This window comes from Microbulbifer jejuensis (genome assembly GCF_047289955.1).
In the GTDB taxonomy this organism is placed as follows: Bacteria; Pseudomonadota; Gammaproteobacteria; order Pseudomonadales; family Cellvibrionaceae; genus Microbulbifer.
In genome coordinates this window covers 36101-55299 of sequence record NZ_JBLBUB010000003.1, presented here as the reverse complement: position 1 = coordinate 55299, position 19199 = coordinate 36101, and the positions used below count along the sequence as shown (strand labels likewise).

General features: G+C 55.8%; 12 protein-coding genes. 8 read left to right on the top strand and 4 right to left on the bottom strand.

Annotation, left to right across the window (positions count from 1 at the left end; genetic code table 11):
- Positions 1 to 133 precede the first annotated feature (133 nt).
- The 3 genes from ACL7TT_RS02640 to ACL7TT_RS02630 all read left to right on the top strand — a co-directional run bounded on the left by ACL7TT_RS02640 (position 134) and on the right by ACL7TT_RS02630 (position 4790).
- Positions 134 to 1177: a phytanoyl-CoA dioxygenase family protein gene (locus tag ACL7TT_RS02640; protein WP_413392959.1), complete on the top strand. Its 1044-nt coding sequence runs from the start codon at positions 134 to 136 to the stop codon at positions 1175 to 1177.
- A 424-nt stretch (positions 1178 to 1601) separates the two neighbouring features.
- Positions 1602 to 2843, top strand: a complete 1242-nt coding sequence (locus ACL7TT_RS02635; protein ID WP_413392957.1) for a capsule biosynthesis protein — start codon at positions 1602 to 1604, stop codon at positions 2841 to 2843.
- Between the two features lie 210 nt (positions 2844 to 3053).
- Positions 3054 to 4790, top strand: a complete 1737-nt coding sequence (locus ACL7TT_RS02630) for a DEAD/DEAH box helicase (RefSeq protein WP_413392955.1) — start codon at positions 3054 to 3056, stop codon at positions 4788 to 4790.
- Positions 4791 to 4963: 173 nt separating this feature from the next.
- Here ACL7TT_RS02630 and ACL7TT_RS02625 read toward each other — a convergent pair whose 3' ends face one another.
- On the bottom strand, positions 4964 to 5893 hold the full coding sequence (locus tag ACL7TT_RS02625) for a LysR family transcriptional regulator (protein ID WP_299946225.1): 930 nt from the start codon (positions 5891 to 5893) through the stop codon (positions 4964 to 4966).
- Between the two features lie 182 nt (positions 5894 to 6075).
- Here ACL7TT_RS02625 and metE point away from each other — a divergent pair, with 182 nt between their 5' ends.
- Positions 6076 to 8310 (top strand): 5-methyltetrahydropteroyltriglutamate--homocysteine S-methyltransferase, encoded by a 2235-nt coding sequence (metE, locus tag ACL7TT_RS02620; RefSeq protein WP_413392953.1) that lies wholly within the window; start codon positions 6076 to 6078, stop codon positions 8308 to 8310.
- Between the two features lie 251 nt (positions 8311 to 8561).
- Here the strand turns inward: metE and pepQ are convergent, their stop codons facing one another.
- Positions 8562 to 9875, bottom strand: coding sequence for a Xaa-Pro dipeptidase (gene pepQ / locus ACL7TT_RS02615; protein WP_413392951.1), 1314 nt, complete (start codon positions 9873 to 9875; stop codon positions 8562 to 8564).
- Positions 9876 to 9958: 83 nt separating this feature from the next.
- Here pepQ and purU point away from each other — a divergent pair, with 83 nt between their 5' ends.
- Positions 9959 to 10795, top strand: a complete 837-nt coding sequence (gene purU / locus ACL7TT_RS02610; RefSeq protein WP_413392949.1) for a formyltetrahydrofolate deformylase — start codon at positions 9959 to 9961, stop codon at positions 10793 to 10795.
- 205 nt (positions 10796 to 11000) lie between these two features.
- Positions 11001 to 11300: a hypothetical protein gene (locus ACL7TT_RS02605; protein ID WP_299946233.1), complete on the top strand. Its 300-nt coding sequence runs from the start codon at positions 11001 to 11003 to the stop codon at positions 11298 to 11300.
- A 49-nt stretch (positions 11301 to 11349) separates the two neighbouring features.
- Here the strand turns inward: ACL7TT_RS02605 and ACL7TT_RS02600 are convergent, their stop codons facing one another.
- Both ACL7TT_RS02600 and ACL7TT_RS02595 read right to left on the bottom strand, forming a co-directional pair.
- Positions 11350 to 12846, bottom strand: a complete 1497-nt coding sequence (locus ACL7TT_RS02600; RefSeq protein WP_413392947.1) for a tryptophan halogenase family protein — start codon at positions 12844 to 12846, stop codon at positions 11350 to 11352.
- An 85-nt stretch (positions 12847 to 12931) separates the two neighbouring features.
- Positions 12932 to 15730 carry a TonB-dependent receptor gene (locus ACL7TT_RS02595; protein WP_413392945.1) on the bottom strand — a complete coding sequence of 933 codons (2799 nt, stop codon included), beginning with the start codon at positions 15728 to 15730 and terminating at the stop codon, positions 12932 to 12934.
- Positions 15731 to 16340: 610 nt separating this feature from the next.
- Between ACL7TT_RS02595 and ACL7TT_RS02590 the strand changes: the two genes are divergently transcribed.
- Positions 16341 to 18575: an ExeM/NucH family extracellular endonuclease gene (locus tag ACL7TT_RS02590; protein ID WP_413392943.1), complete on the top strand. Its 2235-nt coding sequence runs from the start codon at positions 16341 to 16343 to the stop codon at positions 18573 to 18575.
- Between the two features lie 212 nt (positions 18576 to 18787).
- Positions 18788 to 19165 (top strand): VOC family protein, encoded by a 378-nt coding sequence (locus ACL7TT_RS02585; protein ID WP_413392941.1) that lies wholly within the window; start codon positions 18788 to 18790, stop codon positions 19163 to 19165.
- The last annotated feature ends 34 nt before the right edge of the window (positions 19166 to 19199 follow it).

Below are 19199 nucleotides of genomic sequence, written 5' to 3'. Positions count from 1 at the left end.
TCGGTTTTTTGATTCTGGCAATAAAGAGCGGTGAGACTTTATTTAAACTGCATTTAGTAGATTTGTCATTTAGATTTTTATCACAATGGTATTGTAATTTTTCCTGATATACCAATCCCGGAGTGTAGGGTTTATGCAAATTCGTAAAGTCATGGATTTGGCCTGGAAATTGCCAAAATGGATTTTTGAACTTTTAAGTTGGGGGAAAAGCTTTAAGAATAATCCAATTATAGGGAATTACTGGCTCAACCGCTGCGGTCTACATGTGGCCAGAGTCATACTGGCTCACTTTCTGTTTAGGCTGCGCATTCTGCTCTTGTCCCCATTGGTATCTAAGGAAGATAGAAAAGATTTTCTTGAAAATGGATTCATCCTAAAGAAGGATTTTCTGCCGGAGGAGCAGTTCTCCAAACTCTCTATCGCACTCAAAAACTATAAGGGGGTGATACGTGAAATTGTCGAGGGGACGACGCTGACGCAGCGTGCTTTTATGGACTACTATAGCAGACAACAGACGCCGGAATTTTGTCAGTTGGTACGCAACCCATATCTTGATAGATTGATGCGGTATAGCTCTTCTAAAAATCGTCCTCCCTTTTTTTTCATAGAAAACCTGTGCAATCACGCCAATGTAGCGCCCCGGCCGGACCCACAGAGGGATATGCACGCGGATACATTCCACCCATGTGTGAAGGCCTGGTTGTATATTGACGGCACTGACGACCAAAACGGGCCCTATATTTATGTACCGGGCTCTCACCGCCTTTCATGGCGGCGCTTAAAATGGGAATACAGACAAAGCCTGAAAGCATGTCAAAAAGGGCCGCTTCGTGACAAAGGAAGATATTGGGATGGATCATTTCGCGTCAATGATACTGCGCTTGCAGAGATGGGCCTGTCGGCTGAGAAACTGTGTGTACCTGCCAATACGCTCTTAATAGCCAATGTGTATGGGTTTCATCGACGTGGTGAGGCCAGTGCGAAATCCAACCGAATGACAATCTGGATGCAGGCACGAGATAATCCCTTTAACCCACTGTTTACCCCCTGTCCAAAATACACGGGAAGGTTGTTTGAATGGGGTTGGGGAAAAGCGTTACAAAGATTGGACAAACGTAAAATCGCCAGTGGAGAGCAAAATAATTATTTGGGAAGATTCACACGTAATATAGACTAGCTTCAGCCCCATAAGAAATAGAATGCACTAATTGACAAAACGGTATTTCATGACTCCAAATGTGAAATTAAATAATAATCAATCCGCGCACTTTAATTAACCTGGCAAATCTATTATTTGCGAAGGGGTTCCTTGATTGCAGACTCACAGGGAGGGGGGATTTATCATTGGCCGACATATAGAATGCTTGGGAAAGGCCGAAATGGAAATAATTAAACTGTATATAGACATTTACGACCGTTAATGTTGCAATACGCGGCTAATTTTTGAAGCACTCTCAAGCTAGCTGTAGTTTGAAAGTGGCAAAAACAGGCAAAATCTACCCAACTATAATTTGAAAGGGGATTTGCCTGGCCACTGGTATTGACTATTTGTACTGTGGCAGATTGTTGTATGTTGTAGTTTTTCTTGGGTAGGGGAATTCATGTCTGTGGCAGTGTTTTTACAGGGGCCCCATGGCCCATTCTTTGCTGAGCTGGCAAAGTGGCTGTCCCAGCGGGGTGTCATTACCCACAAAATCAATTTTAACGGAGGTGATCGTTTTTTTGCCTGGGCAGATTACCAGGCCGATTTCAGCGGTTGTGAACACGACTGGCCCCCCTTTTTTCGTCGCTATTTGCTTGAGCATGGTGCAAAAGCGGTATTTGTCTATGGTGACTGCCGGCCCTTACATGCGATGGCCCGATCAGTCTGCGAGTCTCTGGGTATACCTTTTGGTGTTTTTGAAGAGGGTTATCTACGCCCGGATTTTGTGACTTTTGAGTGGGGCGGTGTAAACGCCTTTTCCCCTACAGACTGGTCCCGTGAAGCCATTGACCGTTACCAGAGCTGCGGGCGTCAACCCGGGGCACCCGTAGGGAGGACTTTCTCTCAACGGGCCTGTTTTGCCATAGGCTATTACCTGGCAATGCGTTTTGCCAAGTCCAGGTATCCACATTATCAGCATCATCGAAGCCGCGATTGGAAAGCAGAAGGGGCCTGTTGGATCAGGAGCTTTTTCCGAAAGGGGCTTTACCGAGCTACCCAGCATTTCTTAACCTCTAAATTGACGAAGGACTTCAGCCGGAAGTTTTTCCTGTTTCCTTTGCAAACCCGTGATGATTTCCAACTGCGCGAGCACTCGGATCTGCTCTCTATGGAAAACGCAATCGATGCAGTATTGAAATCCTTTGCCCGGTATGCTCCGGCAAATACGGTACTTGTGCTCAAGCACCACCCGATGGATCGCGGTTTTTGTCACTACCAGGAGCTGGTTGATGCTTTGGGGGCGCGCTACAAGCTCTCTGACCGAGTCATTTATTGCCATGACCTACATCTACCCACCCTGCTGGATCACGCCAGGGGAGTTGTGACCATCAATAGTACCGTGGGCATTTCAGCGCTTCTGCACAGGGTTCCAACCAAGGTATTGGGGCGCGCGCTCTACGATATGCGGGGCTTGACGCACCAGGGTTCACTTTCCAGCTTTTGGAAGGCCCCTGCTACCGTTGATTACAAGCTATTCCAGCGTTTCCACACCTATTTGTATGAACAGACCCAATTGGATGGCAGCTTTTTCAAGGGAATCAATGCAACCATTGAAGAGGTTGGCGAGCGCTTGGAGCAGATCGTGAACAGTAGATTTGGAGATGCGTCGTTCGAAGCTGGCAATACAAACACGGGCTGAACGGGGGGTGCTTTACTGAGCCTCAAGGTAATACCCCCTCGAAAACCCCGCACTTTTGGCTAGCAAGGCACTTGCTCCGGGTTCTGTACCAGGGGCAAGTTTTGATCAAAAAACAGGCTGTTCTTTGCGGTTTAACCTGTTAGACTGCCCGACCTTTTATCCTGCGCCCCAGTTCCACGACAGGAACTTTGGCCTCAAGTGACTCCCGAAATGACCGATATTCCTCAACCGGTTGGCTTTAGCCAGCTGGGCCTTCCGCCTGAAATCCTCAATGCCATTGAAAAGCTCGGCTACGAAACGCCGTCACCGATTCAGGCGCAGACTATTCCCTCCCTGCTGGAGGGGCGCGATGTGCTGGGCCAGGCGCAAACCGGCACTGGTAAAACGGCGGCCTTTGCGCTGCCACTGCTCTCCCAGTTAGACTTGAAGGATCGACACCCCCAAGTGTTGATATTGGCGCCAACCCGCGAACTGGCTATCCAGGTGGCCGAGGCCTGCCAGTCTTACGCCGCTAATTTAAAAGGCTTCCATGTGGCGCCCATCTACGGTGGCGCCGATTACCGCGGGCAGCTGCAGCAGTTGAAACGGGGTGTGCAACTGGTGGTGGGTACACCCGGCCGGGTGATGGACCATATGCGCCGCGGCTCCCTGAATCTGTCCAACCTGCGCGCCCTGGTGCTGGATGAGGCCGATGAGATGCTGCGTATGGGCTTTATCGACGATGTACAGTGGGTGCTGGAGCAGATTCCCGAAGCGCGCCAGATTGCGCTGTTCTCCGCCACCATGCCCAGGGAAATTGCCCGCATCGCACGGGAGCACCTACAGGACCCGGTTGAAGTCAAGATCCGCGTCAAGACCGAAACCGCGGAGACCATTCGCCAGCGCTACTGGCCGGTGGGCGGCCTGCACAAGCTGGATGCACTGACCCGCATCCTGGAAGCGGAACCGGTGGATGCCACCATTATCTTTGTGCGCACCAAGAACAGCACCGTGGAGCTGGCGGACAAGCTGGCCGCGCGGGGCTTTGCCAGTGCGGCACTGAACGGGGATATGGCACAAAACCTGCGCGAGGCGGTGATCGACAAGCTGAAAAAGGGCAAACTCGATATCGTTGTGGCCACGGATGTGGCAGCGCGTGGACTGGATGTGAGGCGCATCAGCCATGTAATCAACTATGACATTCCCTACGATACCGAAGCCTATATCCACCGTATTGGCCGTACCGGCCGTGCCGGTCGCGAGGGTGATGCCATCTTGTTTGTGGCACCGCGCGAGCGCCGTATGCTGCGGATTATCGAGAAGGCGACCAAGAAACCCATCGAGAGGTTGGCGTTGCCCAGCGCCGAAGTGGTCAACAGTGCCCGCATGCAGCGCTTCCGCGAGCGCATCACCACAACCCTGGAAGGCCAGACGGACCTCGCTCCCTACCGCCAGTTGATGGAGGAGTACCTGGCACAGAACGAGGTGGACCCGCTGGATGTTGCCGCAGCACTGGCGTCTATGGCGCAGGGTGACCAGCCCCTGCTGATCAAGGAACAGACGCCCAAGCCCCGCAAGGAGCGGCATGAGGGGGGCGGGGAGTTTGAAGGTCGCCGCCGCAAGAAGGATGGCTATGAAAAGGATCGCAAGATGCTGCCCCCGGATGAGGGCATGGAGCGTTTCCGTATCGAAATCGGCCGCGAGCAGGGCGTGCGTCCGGGCGGCATTGTGGGTGCAATCGCCAACGAGGTTGAGCTGGACAGTTCATACATCGGCCGTATTGAGATTTACCCGGACTACACCACGGTCGATCTCCCGGAGGGCATGCCCAAAGAGGTATTGCAGCACTTGAAGAAAGTGCGGGTAGCGGGAAAGCCCATGAAGCTTTCCCGTCTCGGTGATGCGAGCGCAAAGTCCGGCGGTCAGCCCAAAGGGGGGCGCAAACCCAAGCGCGCCAGGGAGAAATAGGCTGCCGGGCGTTGCGATCAGGCCCCACTGCTGATACAGGGGATAACGCCAGGGAATGCGTACTGCCTGTAAAAAGCGGTGCCGGTTTCGGGTTTTCCATGCCGGTGGATGACTATACCGGCTCCTCTTATGGCTCTGTGATAATCCGGCTGGGTCGGCTGGGAATTGTTGGATCAGGTGGCTGCGCGGATGCCATTTAAATGGGCAAAAGAAACATCCCGTGCGGTCTGCAGAAAGTCGGCAATGTAGGCCTGATCCAGCATATCCGCCCGCACAGCGGCGTAAAGGGTACTCCAGAGACCCTTCTCGCCCAGACGCAATTGGGCAATAAAGCCTTTTTGCAGGTATTCGTGCAAAGCCCAGTCGGGTAGGGCACAGACGCCGCGCGCGCTCGCCACCAGCTGCATCATCATAACCGTCAGCTCCGCCGTACGCACCTCTGCAGGCTCCACCCCGGCGGGGTCGAGGAAGCGCTGGAAGATATCCAGCCGCTCCCGCTCCACGGGGTAGGTGATCTGCACCTCCCCGGCCAGCTCCTCAGGCGCGACCCAGCGCCGTTTACCACTCTCCAACAACCGGTGATTACGGCTCAGTGCCAGGCACATCTCGAAGCTGAATAGGGGCTGGTAGTGGATTCCTTTCAGTGCCCTATCCGGATTGGCGGTAACCACCAGGTCCAGGTCGCTCCGCACCAGTGCCGGCAGAGGGGCAAAGTGAAAGCCGCTGCACAGGTCCAGTTCCACTTCGGGCCAGCCGTCCCGATAGGTGTTCAGGGTCGGCATCAGCCACTGGTAGCAGCTGTGGCACTCAATGGCGATATTCAAACGGCCCGACTGGCCGGATGCCAGCCGCGCCAGGTCCCGCTGGGCCAAGGCCACCTGTGGCAGTATCGCGTCGGCCAGTTGTAACAGGCGCAGCCCGGCACTGGTAAAGCGTAGCGGGCGAGACTTGCGTACAAACAGCGTCTGGTCGTGGCGCTCCTCCATCTCCCGGAATAAGTGGGATAGGGCCGACTGGGTCAGGTGCAGGCGCTCGGCGGCCCGCACCAGGCTGCCGGTATCTCTCAAGGCACTTAGGGCGCGTAATTGGCGCAGTTTAATCATCTTTGGATTTATTCATGTTTATTGCAAAAAATATGAAATTGATTGAATAACACTGTATTGACACAATCAAGTCCGGATGCTCGCAGAGGGTGTGGCTGGCACTGGCACCGGTGACAAGGCTGCGGGCGAGGGTGCCAATGTGGCGTTGTTCCACGCACAGACATGGACTTGGAGATACAGAGATGGCGCAGACACATATTCTCGGCTACCCCCGGATCGGGGCCGATCGCGAGCTGAAAAAAGCCCAGGAGGCTTATTGGCGTGGGGATATTTCCCAGCAGCAATTGCTGCAGGTGGGCACTGATATCCGCCGCGCCAACTGGCAGGCGCAGAGTGATGCCGGTCTGGACTTTGTGGCAGTTGGGGATTTTGCCTGGTACGACCAAGTGCTCAACCACTCGTTGATGTTCGGTGTGGTTGCCGACCGGTTCGTCGATGGCGCAGCGGAAAACAAGCTGGACCAGTATTTTCGCCTGGCGCGGGGTCGCGCGCCCTCCGGGCAGCCAGTCGCCGCCAGTGCCATGACCAAATGGTTCGATACCAATTACCACTACTTGGTGCCGGAATTTGATGCGGAGCAGGCGTTTTGCTTGGATAGTGGGTGGTTACTGGCAGAGGTGCGTGAGGCCCAGGCCCAGGGGCACAGGGCGAAGCCGGTGGTCATCGGTCCCTTGACTTACCTGTGGCTGGGGCGGGGTGTCGACAATGCCCTGGATCTGCTTCCCAACCTCCTGCCCAGTTACACGCAACTGCTGGCCCAGCTTGGCGAGCTGGGTATTGCGTGGGTGCAGCTGGATGAGCCAATTTTGGGGCTCGATTTGCCTGCCGAGTGGTGCTCAGCGTTCAGCGGCGCTTATCAGGAGATCAGCGCCGCTGCAGGCAGTCCGAAATTACTACTGACAAGCTACTTTTCCCCACTGCGGGAAAACCTGCCCCTGGCCTTTTCGCTGCCGGTGGATGGCGTGCATATCGATTGCGTGCGCGCGCCTGAAGAATTGGATAGGGCAGTGGCGCTTGTCGGTGCGGAGCAAGTACTGTCTGCCGGCGTGCTCAACGGGCGCAACGTATGGCGTGCGGACCTGGACCAGTGGCAGCGTACCCTGAAACCCCTGGCCGAGCAGTTGGGGGATCGCCTGTGGCTCTCCGCCAGCTGTTCCCTGCTGCACAGTCCGGTAGACCTGGAGACCGAAACAGCCCTGCCGCAGGCGCAAAAACAAAAACTGGCCTACAGCCGCCAGAAACTGGCCGAGCTCGCGCAGTTGCAACAGTTGCTGCAAGAAGAGGCCGCTGTAGCTGAGGCTGGAACAGAACAGGGGGAGAGCACCCACTCAGTTGCAGAAAAACTGCGGGATACCTGGCGGGAACAGTGCTACCTGGAGCGGGCATCGGTACAGGCAAAACGTTGGCAACTGCCCTTGCTGCCCACCACCACCATCGGTTCCTTCCCGCAGACCGATCTGTTGCGCAAGGTGCGCCGGCAATATCGCAACGGAGAGATCAGCGAGGAAGACTACCTGGAACACCTGCGCGCGGAAATTGCCGAAGCCATTCGTCGCCAGGAAATTCTCGGCCTGGACGTGTTGGTGCATGGTGAAGCCGAGCGCAACGATATGGTGGAGTATTTCGGCGAACAACTGGCTGGATTTGTACACACCGGCAACGGCTGGGTACAGAGCTACGGCTCCCGCTGTGTGAAACCGCCGATTATCTTCGGTGATATCTCCCGCCCGCAGGCCATGACCGTAACGTGGAGCCGCTATGCGCAGAGCCTCACCAGCAAGCCGGTGAAGGGTATGCTCACCGGCCCCGTTACAATACTCAACTGGTCTTTCCCGCGGGAGGATATCCACCGCAGCGAGAGCTGCCTGCAGATTGCCAAGGCACTGCGTGAGGAGGTGTTGGATCTGGAGGCGGCGGGTATTGGCATTATCCAGATCGATGAACCGGCTCTCCGTGAAGGGGTACCACTAAGGGCGGCCGGACACGCCGATTACTTCGCCTGGGCGGTGGGCTGCTTTCGCTATACCTGCAGTGCGGTGAAGCCGGAAACGCAAATTCATACCCATATGTGCTACAGCAACTTCAATGCCATCATGGATGCGATTGTGTCCCTGGATGCGGATGTGATTACGATCGAATCTGCACGCTCCGATTTGCGCCTGCTCAGCGCCTTTGCGGACAAGACTGGTGGCTACCCCAATGAGATCGGGCCGGGGATTTACGATATTCATTCCCCCAATGTGCCCGAGCGGGAAGAGCTGGTGGAGCGCCTGAAGAAAATTGCCCAGGTGGTACCGGTGGAACGGCTCTGGGTCAATCCGGATTGCGGCCTGAAAACCCGCAGCTGGGCCGAGGTGGGTTCCTCCCTGCTCAATATGGTGGCGGCCGCGCGCGCGGTGCGTGCCGAACTGGCCTGATAAAAATACCGGCAATGGTTGCGATTGCCGCTATTTTTTGAAGCATGGAGAGGGGATCTTCTCTCCGTGGGGGCTGCCGCCGATTATTGGGTTTTTATTGTAACTTTCGGTTTGGAGACGTTGAACTTGTGTTCATATCGGGAGATTGAAGCGGGGCGGGTGCAGTTGGCAACCAAACTGCTCCCGCTACCTGTTTGGCGCCAAGCCGGTTAATTGTTGGGTGTTATAGTGGCTGCGGTCACTGTGCCCAATCAGGATCGAACAGAGCCCTCGCGGGATAGGTTCTCATTACCCGCAGCGCGCACCACTATATTGTCCTCAATACGCACACCGCCATAGGGGCGGAAATCCTCCACCTTTTCCCAATGCACTTCAGTGGCAAGGGGGGAAGCCTTTAACTCCTCCAGCAGGCTGTCGATAAAGTAGAGCCCAGGCTCAATGGTAAATACCTGGTCCTCTTCTATTGTGCGGCTGGTGCGTAGGAAAGGGTACTCCGCCGGTGGGGGCGTGGTACCGCCATCGGGGCCACTCTGGTGGCCGCCCACGTCGTGGACCTGCAGGCCGAGGAAGTGGCCCAGGCCGTGGGGCATAAACGGCCGGGTCAGGCCCGACTCCACTGCGCCTTCCGCCGAGGTCTTGATCACCCCAAACCGGGCCAGCAGCTCGCCGACCTTCAGGTGGCACTGGGCGTGCAGAGCCGGGTAGGGCAGACCGGGTTTGAGCCCATCCACCAGTTCCAGTTGCTTCTCCTCCATGGCTGTCACCAGCTGCGCGAAGGCGTTGTCGGCGTAAGTATAGGTACGGGTGATATCTGAGCAGTAACCGTTGCAGTCTGCACCGGCATCAATCAGGAAAGTCCTCAGTTCCGACTTCGGCAGGCATTCGGTGGAGAGGTGATTGTAATGCAAAATTGCCGCGTGCGCATTCAGGGCAACGATATTGCCGTAAGGCATGCGGTGCTCGCCCTGGCCCGCGGCACCCAGGTAGGCCTGGTTAATTTCAAATTCGCTGGCGCCGCTGCGGAAAGCTTGCTCTGCGGCCCGGTGGCCGGCAAGGGCAATGCGGTTGGCCTCGCGCAGACAGGTGATCTCGTATGGGGTCTTGTAGGCGCGCGCCCAGTGCAGGCGGTTGATCAGCAGCGCCGGGTTGTCACTGCCGAGCGGCCAGCCCTGCAGGCTGTCGCCTTCACCAATAAAGGCTGCATTATCCGCACGGAGGAATGCCTTGGCATCGGCGGGCTTGCCCAGCAGCTCGATATCGTAAAACCCACTCCAGAAAGCCTGGGGAGCGGGCGGGACAAAGTGCCAGAAGTCTACCGGACGGTAGAACAGCAGCTTCGGCTTGCGCCCGCGCTGATAGATTACCCAGCTGTGTGGATTGTCTGTGATCGGGACCAGGGCCTTGAAGTGGGGATTGGGCTTGAAGGGGTAGGGGTTGTCATCCAGAAACTGCAGCCTGGGGGCGCCGCTGAACACATTGAGGGTCTCAAAGCCGCAGGCCTCCAGTATGGTATCGTAGCGGTGGCACAGGGTGGCCATATGCTCGGCGTAAAGGTTTTTATCCATGTTCTCCCCGGAGTGGATCGCTGAATTGGTCAATCGGCATAGTGTATAGTCTGGGCTCTGGATAGTTGGCCTGAAATTTGACCATGGAAAAGAAGATACTGCTGACCGACTGCCCCGATGACAAGGGCTTGATCGCGAAGATTACCAATATCTGCTACAAGCACCAGCTCAATATCATCAGAAACCATGAATTTGTGGACCGGCAGCAGGGCCGCTTCTTTATGCGCACCGTTCTGGAGGGCATCTTCAATGAGTCCACCTTCCTGGAAGACCTGGATATGGCCCTGCCCCAGGGGGCGGAGCGGCGCCTGGTATCCGCCGGGCGCAAGCGCCTGGTGCTGATGGTCACCCGCGAGCCCCACTGCCTGGGGGATATTCTGATGCAGTGCTACTCCGGCGCAATGGATGTGGAAATCGCTGCGGTGATTGGCAATCACCCGGATCTTGCCGGGTTGGTACAGAAGTTTGATATTCCCTTTCACTGTGTGCCGGTCGACGGACTGACGCGCAGCGAGCACGAACAGCAGGTGGCGGCGCTGGTGGACGAGTACAGACCGGATTACCTGATACTCGCCAAGTATATGCGAATACTCACCCCCGACTTTGTGGCCCGCTACAGTGGGCGAATGATCAATATCCACCACTCCTTCCTGCCCGCTTTTATCGGTGCCAGGCCCTACCAGCAGGCCTATGAGCGCGGGGTAAAAATTATCGGTGCCACCGCGCACTTTATTACCGAAGACCTGGATGAGGGGCCGATCATTGAGCAGGACGTGATTCATGTGGACCATGCCCACTCCGCCGCGTCAATGGCGGAGGCCGGCCGCGATGTGGAAAAGTTGGTATTGTCCCGGGCCCTGCTCATGGTGTTGCAGGAGCGGGTGTTTATCCACGGCAATAAAACGGTGGTATTCAAATAGCCGGCGGGTAAGCTGGCGGATGGAATAACCGGGGTAATTTTTCACTGCACATTGAGAATAGATAGAGACCAGGGGGCGTATTTTGGCTGTTAATAAAAAATGTACCGGTATACTTTTTCCGCCGCGGCTGCGGGGTTTATGGCTATTCCCACTGCTTGTGGCCGCCTGTGCCAGCGACGGGCCTTTGCCTGGAATGAAGGAATCCTTGCACACTGAAGTTGCAGCCAATGGCGCCAAGCGCTTTATTTTTACCCTGGAGAGAGAAAACGAGTCATTCCCTGCACCGGTGCTGAAGAACTCCAACGCCCAACGGCGCATGCAACGCGCGCCTGTGGGTATTGACGCAAGTGCCAGCCGCCGCGATATCGCGTATTTTGAGCAGGCTTTGGCGCGAAAACTTGCCGAAGTGGGCTTCTGCAAGCAGGGGTATTTTGAAATAGAGCGCACAGTTTCCAAATACGGCGGTGAAGTGCGCGGAGAGTGCCGCGAGGGGGCCGGGGAATAGACCTTTGCCGCCCGCAAGGTATTTGAGGCTGGTGTATTTCCAAAGCGCCTCATTCCCTATCATCGGGCAAAAACTGCTCATGGCTGGGCAGGCGGTTTACAGTGCCGTTGATCAGCGTTTTCAGGTTTGCCATCAGATCCTGCAGTTGTGGCTGTGACAGGGCGCTCGCGATGATATGGTGATCTCCGGGCAGAAGGCCCTGCCCGATCATCACCTGTTGCCAGGCCTCGTCCGCAAACAGGTCATTGGTATCCCGGAATAGCTTGCCGGTGGTGCGGAACAAGGCGATCTTGTCGCTCAGGCCGGAAGGGATTTGCATGCTTTCACAGGCTTGCCAGAATGGACTGTCGCGGCGTTGGTTGGCTTTGTAATGCAGGATGATAAAATCGCGGATGCGCTCTATTTCCACCTGCGACTGGCGATTGAATTCCGCCACCTCGCAGGGTCTGATGCCGCGGTGGGGAAAGGTTTTGATCAGGCGGGTGGCCGCGGACTGGATCAGGTGGATACTGGTGGATTCAAGAGGTTCCAGAAAGCCACTCGACAGGCCGATACTGATCACGTTTTTGTTCCACTGCGCGCGTCTGCGCCCGGTTTGGAAGCGGATGATCCTGGGCTCCGACAGGGCTTCGGTACCCAGGTTGTGCATCAGCGTATCGCGGGCCTGCACATCGCTCCAGTAGCGGCTGGAATACACCATGCCGTTACCGGTACGGTGTCGCAGGGGGATGCGCCACTGCCAGCCGGCCTTGTGGGCGATGGCGCGGGTATAGGGCACTATGGGTTTTTCCGCAACGCTGGGCACGGCCATGGCCCGGTCGCAGGGCAACCAGTGAGACCAGTCCTCAAACCCTGTGTTCAGGGTTTTTTCTATCAGCAGGGCAGAGAGGCCGGTGCAGTCGATAAACAGGTCGCCGCCAACCGCCTGGCCGCTCTCCAACAGCAGGCGGTCAATAAAGCCGCTGTCTGCGCGAACTTTGACCTCCCGTACCGTGCCCTCGATACGCTTTACGCCATTGTCCTCACTGTATCGGCGCAGGAATTGGGCATAGAGTGCCGCATCGAAATGATAGGCGTAGGACAAACCGGGCAGATTGGTGCCTGCAATCTGTGCCAAAGGGGCGAATTTATTGCGTATGGCAGCCTGGTAATTCAGGGAGTACTCCCACAGGGTCGAAGTGTCGCCATCGTGACGGCTTCTTAGCCAGAGGTGGTGGAAATCACAAAACGGCAAATGTTTGCCGATAGTGCCAAAGGCGTGCATATAACGGCTGCCCTGTTGCAGCCAGTTTTCAAACTGGATGCCCAGTTTGATGGTGGCTTTGGTGGCCTTCAGAAATGCCTGCTCATCCAACCCCAGGGCCTGGTTAAAGTGGCTGATTGGTGGGATGGTGGCTTCACCGACCCCGACGGTATCGATCTTTTCCGATTCCACCAGTGTGATGTCGATCACCTTGCCCAGCACCCTGGCCGCCAGGGCCGCGGTCATCCAGCCGGCGGTGCCCCCTCCGAGAATGACGAGTTTGCGGATAGTGTCGTCGTTCAATGGATACTCCCGATAAAAAAGCGCAAAAAAAGCCCTTGCAATACAGGATCACAAGGGCCCAATACCTGTGAGAGCAACTGGAGATCTAAAGCGCGTAACTGAAGCCCAGCAGATAGATTCTGCCGTAGTTCTGGTAGTCGCGTACCTGCAGTGGATTGTCGCCACTCAGGGTAGTGAAGGGCTCATTGGTCAGGTTCTGCCCCTGCAGAAATACTGACAGACCCTCCAGAGCACCGATACCGGCCTCGGAAAAATCGTAACCGATCTGCGCATCAACGAGGGTTTCGCCCACCACGTCCACTTGCTGGCTATCGAAGCCGATGCCGTAGACTTCACCCTTGAAGTCGTCGCGTTTGCGCATACTCACACGGGCGGAAAAGCCGTAGTTTTCATAATAAGCCGTTATATTCTGAATACTGTCTGAGAGCCCCGCCAGTTGATGATCATTACCGTGCTGGTCCTGAATGTCCGAATCAATGCCCGTATAGCTGGCGAGCAGACCGAAACCATCCAGATGCTCAGTAAAGAGATTGAACGGCAGGGCCACAGAGAGTTCATAACCCGTTAGCGTGCCGCCGCCAGCGTTCACTTTACCGGAAGCAGTTGCGGTGGGGTTCTCCGGTATCTGGCCGGTAGCCGGATCGGCAACGCCTACGAGGTCTACAGTGAAGGTGTCGTCGAAGTGCCATTCGCTCAAATCTTTCCAGAAAATCGCTGCAGAAAAGTAACCTTCGTCACTGAAGTAATTTTCGTAGGTCAGATCCACACCCACGGCTTCTTTTGGCTCCAGTGTCGGGTTACCGCCGCTGATATTCCAGTTGTTACCGTTGCCATCCACCTGTGGGTTGTAGGAAACCTCCAAGGACGCATTCATCTCGCTCATGCGCGCACGGGAGATGGTCTTGGCGGCACCGAAGCGTACGGTCTGCTGGTCGTCAATTTCTAACGCCAGATTCAGGCTCGGCAGGAAGTGACTGTAGTCGTGGCTGATATGGGTGGGCTCGACAATCACAAGTCCGCTCGCTTCATTTACTTGGCCAGCAAAACCTTGAGAGCTCTGCTCGGTGTAGACGTAGCGAAGTCCTGCATTACCGGTCAGTGGCAAACCGAAAATTTCAGTGCCGAAATCTGCCTGAGCAAACGCGGCGGTGATCTTCTCGTTGACAGTGTAGGATTTGGTCAGGTGCTGGATACCGGTCAGTGCTTCATTGGTCAGCTCGTAGTAGCCATCCGCCAGCAGGCCAGCGGAATCGTAGGCGATCATGTCACCCATACCGATAAAGTCCAAGGAAACAGTACCCAGGCGGTACTGTTCTGGTACTTCCAGCACCTGCGGGAAATCCCGCAACGTCATATAGAAGCCTTGGGACCGCTTGATTTTCTCACGCTCGCGAAAGGAAACCCCATAGCGGATTTCATTGACGATACCGGCTTCCACCATCTGTGCGGCGGCCAGCTTTAGTGAAGTTAGCTCGTCATCAATTTCCGGAGCGTTAATAAACCCGTCTTGGGCGGCATTGAAATATTGATCCCCGTCTTCGAGGCCATACTTTTTATTCAGCGCGGAACTTGCTCCCCAGCTCAAAGGACCGCCCAGCTTGATCAATCCAAAGTCGCTGTAGTCCAGTCCGTGGGTGAATCTGGCGCCGGTATTGCCGGAATGGAAGGTATAGCCCAGCGTGTCGGCGGTACCCTCGCTGTCGCCGCGACCGGTGCCAGCATAGCTCTCGAAGCTCCAGGTTTCCCGTGACACACTGGAGTGGCTGGCGTCAAATTCCAACTGCAGCGTATCGCTGAGATCATATTTGGCATTGAAACCAAAGGCACCCAGTTTGGCATCCTGGCTCTCCATATCGTTGCGCACAACGACGCGCTGTCCCTCAGTGACCGCGCTGGTGACAAACCCGGTATCCGGGTCTACTACCGCCGAATCCGCGCTGATAGAACCCTGACCCCAGGCGAAGGGAATCTCGATACCGCGCAATATTTTCTCGTCAGAGAAATCAATATATAGGGCATCGAAAGTCGTATGCAGCTTTTCGGTCGCCTGGGCCTCTACCACCAGCATCGCGCTGTTGCGCTCCAGTACCGAGGAGCGCACAAAGGGTTTGGCACCACCAAGGATGGAGTGGTCCCGTCCCTGATAGGTGAACTCCGGATAACCCCAGGCATTCCAGCGCTCCTCCTGGTTGGGTGAACGCATGGTGTTGTAAGCGAAGGCCACCCCGATGCGGTCGTCGGCAAACTGGTCGATATAGGAGAAGGTGGCGCGGTGGCCCTGGTCCTCGCCATCCGGGTTCAGTTTGTCGAAGCTGGTCATTTCGAACTGGCCATTGAGCTGAATCACGCGCTCGTTGCGTGATAAGGGCTTGACGGTCTGCAGATCGATCACCCCGGCAATGCCCTCGGCTTCGATGCTGGCTTGAGGCGTCTTGTAGACGGTCACACCGCTCATAATCTCGGACGGGTAAAGATCGAACTCAACGCCGCGGTTGTCGTTAATGGAGACCTGCTCGCGGCCGTTAAAGGTGGTGGCGCTCTCGTTCTCGCTGAAACCGCGGACGGACACGCGGCTGGCGCGGCCGTCCAGGCGCTGGGCCGCGAGGCCGGGCAGGCGGGCAATGGCTTCTGCAATGGAGGAATCGGGCAGCTTGCCGATATCTTCGGCAGAGATGGCTTCCACCACAGCCTTGGCATCACGCTTGGTGCCGATGGAATCCATCACACTCTTGCGGAAACCGGTCACAGTGACCTCTTCAATGGTTGCGCTAGCGGCCTCCTCGTCCGCTGCGAGCGCTGTCAGGGGCATACTGGCGGTAGCCGTAATGGCGATGGACAGCAACGTGGGCCGAAAACCCCCTGAGCTTTTGTTGGATAGACGCATCATCTTCTCCCGGAATTATCGTTATGGTGATGAGTCGCATCCTAGGCTTCGCGACAACCCATCACATCCTCCCCCGAGGGGGAGGAGGCAGGACCGTGGCCGGCACCTCTGGAAAAAGTGACTGATTGCAATATAACGCTTTGTTTTATATGTATTTTTAGTCATGCCCCCGACCCGCTTTCCGGATGCCCGGCTGGGCGCTTGGTGCCCGAACCGTGAGCGTCGGCCCTGCGGGGAAGCCATCGGCTCCAAGCGCTGCTGGCAGTTTTTAAGAAATACCACTTAGACCGGGGTATCGGGAATAGCGTGGGCTGTAGAGAGTATATCTGAAAAGATTAAAATTGCGCCAAAAGGGTCCTGATCTTGGGCAGTGCTGTGGGTGCTAGTCAGCCGGTGATAGACAAGCGGTGCGATGGCGTTTTGGCAGTATTTCCGCAGTGTCAATCCACAAGGTTATGGGATCGCTTGTGGGTCGCCGGGTTAGCTAGGCGTGCTTTTGTCGAGGTACGGTAGCGGTGAAACCGAAAATTCACGGTTTTGTCATCAGGATTAAGGAATTCCCTGCAATTGTTTGCGCCGTTTACTCCATTTGTGTCAACAGGAAAAGGCGATGCAGACACTGGACTTGGTTCCGGCAGCGGCCCTGGTGGGTGCGCTGCTGTCGGCTCAGGAGGCCCCTGCGCAGCTATCCGCGCTCAGTGACGGTGGCAGGGCCCTGGCAATCTACGGGGATGCCGGCCCCAGTGATTTGTCGCTGGATCGGGTTGGCACCGCCCCGGCTTATTCTGAAAAGCCGGATTGGCAAAATGCGGATGAGCGCGACATTGCCGGTCCTGTCCTGAGTGTCTGCGGCGAAGCCGCCACATTGATCAGCCAGGTACAGGGCCCCGGCTTTGCCAGTGTCCTGCAGGGTGAGCGCCACGAGATTGAAGCGGTGGTTGTAGGGGATTTCCAGGACCCCATTACCGGTCTTGCCGGCTTCTTCCTGCAGGAAGAGGACAGCGATCAGGACGGGCTAAGCAACACCTCTGAGGGTCTGTTTATCTACGACAATGCCTTCGGCGTGGCGGTGCAGGCAGGTGATTTGGTGCGTGTGGGGGGTATCGTTGATGAGTTCTATGGCTTTACCGAGCTCACGCAAGTTTATGGCGTCACTATTTGTGGTAGGGGGTATAAGGTAACCGCTGAGGGCGTACAGTTGCCGTTTGGCTCCATCCAGGCGCAGGAGCAGCTTGAAGGGATGCTGGTGACATTCCCCCAGACCCTGACAGTGAGCGGCCACTACAACCTGGGCCGTTATGGCGAGGTGATTCTCTCCAAAGATCGCCTGTATATTCCCACCCACAACAATGCACCGGGTGCAGCGGCCGCGGCACAGGCGGCGGCCAACCAGTTGAACCGGATTGTGCTGGATGACGGCGCCGCCGTGCAGAACCCCGAGGTGCTGCCCTACCCGGCGCCGGGCCTTAGCGCTGACAACACGCTGCGCAGTGGTGATACCCTGCAACGGCTCAGTGGCGTCATGGCCTATGGATTTGGGGCCTACCGTGTACACCCGGTTGAAGTGCCGCAATTCACCCCGGCGAATGGGCGCGATAAAACGCCCATTCTGCCCGGCCAGGGCAGTTTGCGTATCGCCAGTTTTAACCTGTTGAATTATTTCAATGGCGATGGCATTGGAGGTGGCTTTCCCACCGCGCGCGGTGCGGATACCCCGAGGGAGTTCCAGCGCCAGCGGGATAAAATTATTGCCGCGATCCTGCGAATGGAAGCGGATATTATCGGCTTGATGGAGCTGGAAAACGATGGTTACGACAGGGACAGTGCGATCCAGGATCTGATTAGGGGGCTCAACAACGCAAGTGGGCACCAGCGCTACCAGTTTATCGATCCGGGTCTCATCCGGCTCGGTGATGACGACATCAGTGTGGGTATGATTTATCGCAGCGACCGGGTGATGCCGCTGGGCAGTGCGGCGACAATACAGGATTACCCGTTTGACGCTGGCAATCGTCCGCCACTGCTGCAACCCTTTGTCGAGCTTTCCTCCGGGGAGCGTTTTGTTGTTGTGGCGAATCATTTCAAGTCCAAGGGCCGCTGTCCTGTGGATGACAGTTTCAATGATGACCAGGGCGATGGCCAGGGCTGTTGGAACACCCTGCGCACCCAGGCAGCAAAGGCATTGGTGCGCTGGATAGACGGCGATCCAACCGGCAGCGGCGTTGATCGCGTATTGGTACTGGGTGACCTCAACAGTTATGCACGGGAAAACCCGATCACCGCCCTGAAGAATGCCGGTTACACGGATCTGCTGCAGAGGTATGGCAAGGGTAAGGCTTATTCGTATGTGTACGATGGCCAGTCCGGGTATCTCGACTACGCCCTCGCCAATGCGGCCCTGGCACCGCTGGTAACCGCTGCAGTGGTTTGGTCTATCAATGCCGATGAACCGCGGGTACTGGATTACAATACGGAGTATAAGAGTGACCTGCAGCTGGAGAGTCTGTATTCCCCTGGGCCCTTTCGCGCATCGGACCACGATCCTGTGATTGTGGAGCTGGCGCTGGATGCCATTAACCTGGCGCTCAAGGCGGGATTCAGGTGGGAAACCGAGGGCAACACAATCTCTTTCGCCGATACCAGCAGTGACCCGGACGGTGTCCTGGTGCGCTGGTTGTGGCGCTTCGGTGACGGTTCGAGCAGTACGCAACAAAACCCCAGCCACCATTTCCATGCACCGGGTTTCTATCTGGTGCGTTTGAAGGTGAAAGACGAGCGCGGTGCGGTATCCACCGCTGCGCAACTTATTGAAGTGAAAGGCTTGGTAGCAGGTGCAGAGAAATAAACTTGGGCGAGTTTCGAAAATATTTCGGACACAAAAAATCCAGTGCATAGCTCAATGGGAATTTACTAAAAGTATTATCGAATTAACAGTGAGTATGATCCTCCCCGGTGCTTTGCATCTCTGTTTACCCCATGATAGCGTTTGCTAGTCGGTGCTTTTACTGTGTTGAATAAAGCAAAGGTGCTGGAAACTCTAATTTTGGAGAATTTTCGATGATTGGATATATCACTTTTGGGACAAATGATTTCAATAAAGCTGTTGATTTTTATGACAACCTTTTAGCGGAATTGGGTGCAAAGAGAGTTATTGAAACCCCGGAATTTGTGGCTTGGGGACCAGAATATGGTGTGGCAAGTCTGTCGGTTTTAAATCCCCACGATGGCAAGCCTGCTACTGCAGGTAATGGTGTGATGGTGGCCCTGAATGCTGATAGTCCAGAAAAAGTAGATCTGGTTTACCAGAAAGCCATTGCGCTCGGGGCTACCTGTGAAGGTGAACCTGGGCCTAGAGCAATGCCTGGTTTTTATGCGGCCTATTTTAGGGATCTGGATGGTAATAAACTAAACGTATTTAATTTTTCACAGACGTAAATGGCGAAGAGTTTATTCTAAAAATCTGGCCCAC

Bases quoted from the DNA above. Each gene is read 5' to 3' on its own strand.
- ACL7TT_RS02640 (WP_413392959.1), top strand. From the start codon at position 134: ATGCAAATTCGTAAAGTCATGGATTTGGCCTGGAAATTGCCAAAATGG.
- ACL7TT_RS02635 (WP_413392957.1), top strand. From the start codon at position 1,602: ATGTCTGTGGCAGTGTTTTTACAGGGGCCCCATGGCCCATTCTTTGCT.
- ACL7TT_RS02630 (WP_413392955.1), top strand. From the start codon at position 3,054: ATGACCGATATTCCTCAACCGGTTGGCTTTAGCCAGCTGGGCCTTCCG.
- ACL7TT_RS02625 (WP_299946225.1), bottom strand. From the start codon at position 5,893: ATGATTAAACTGCGCCAATTACGCGCCCTAAGTGCCTTGAGAGATACC.
- metE (WP_413392953.1), top strand. From the start codon at position 6,076: ATGGCGCAGACACATATTCTCGGCTACCCCCGGATCGGGGCCGATCGC.
- pepQ (WP_413392951.1), bottom strand. From the start codon at position 9,875: ATGGATAAAAACCTTTACGCCGAGCATATGGCCACCCTGTGCCACCGC.
- purU (WP_413392949.1), top strand. From the start codon at position 9,959: ATGGAAAAGAAGATACTGCTGACCGACTGCCCCGATGACAAGGGCTTG.
- ACL7TT_RS02595 (WP_413392945.1), bottom strand. From the start codon at position 15,730: ATGCGTCTATCCAACAAAAGCTCAGGGGGTTTTCGGCCCACGTTGCTG.
- ACL7TT_RS02590 (WP_413392943.1), top strand. From the start codon at position 16,341: ATGCAGACACTGGACTTGGTTCCGGCAGCGGCCCTGGTGGGTGCGCTG.
- ACL7TT_RS02585 (WP_413392941.1), top strand. From the start codon at position 18,788: ATGATTGGATATATCACTTTTGGGACAAATGATTTCAATAAAGCTGTT.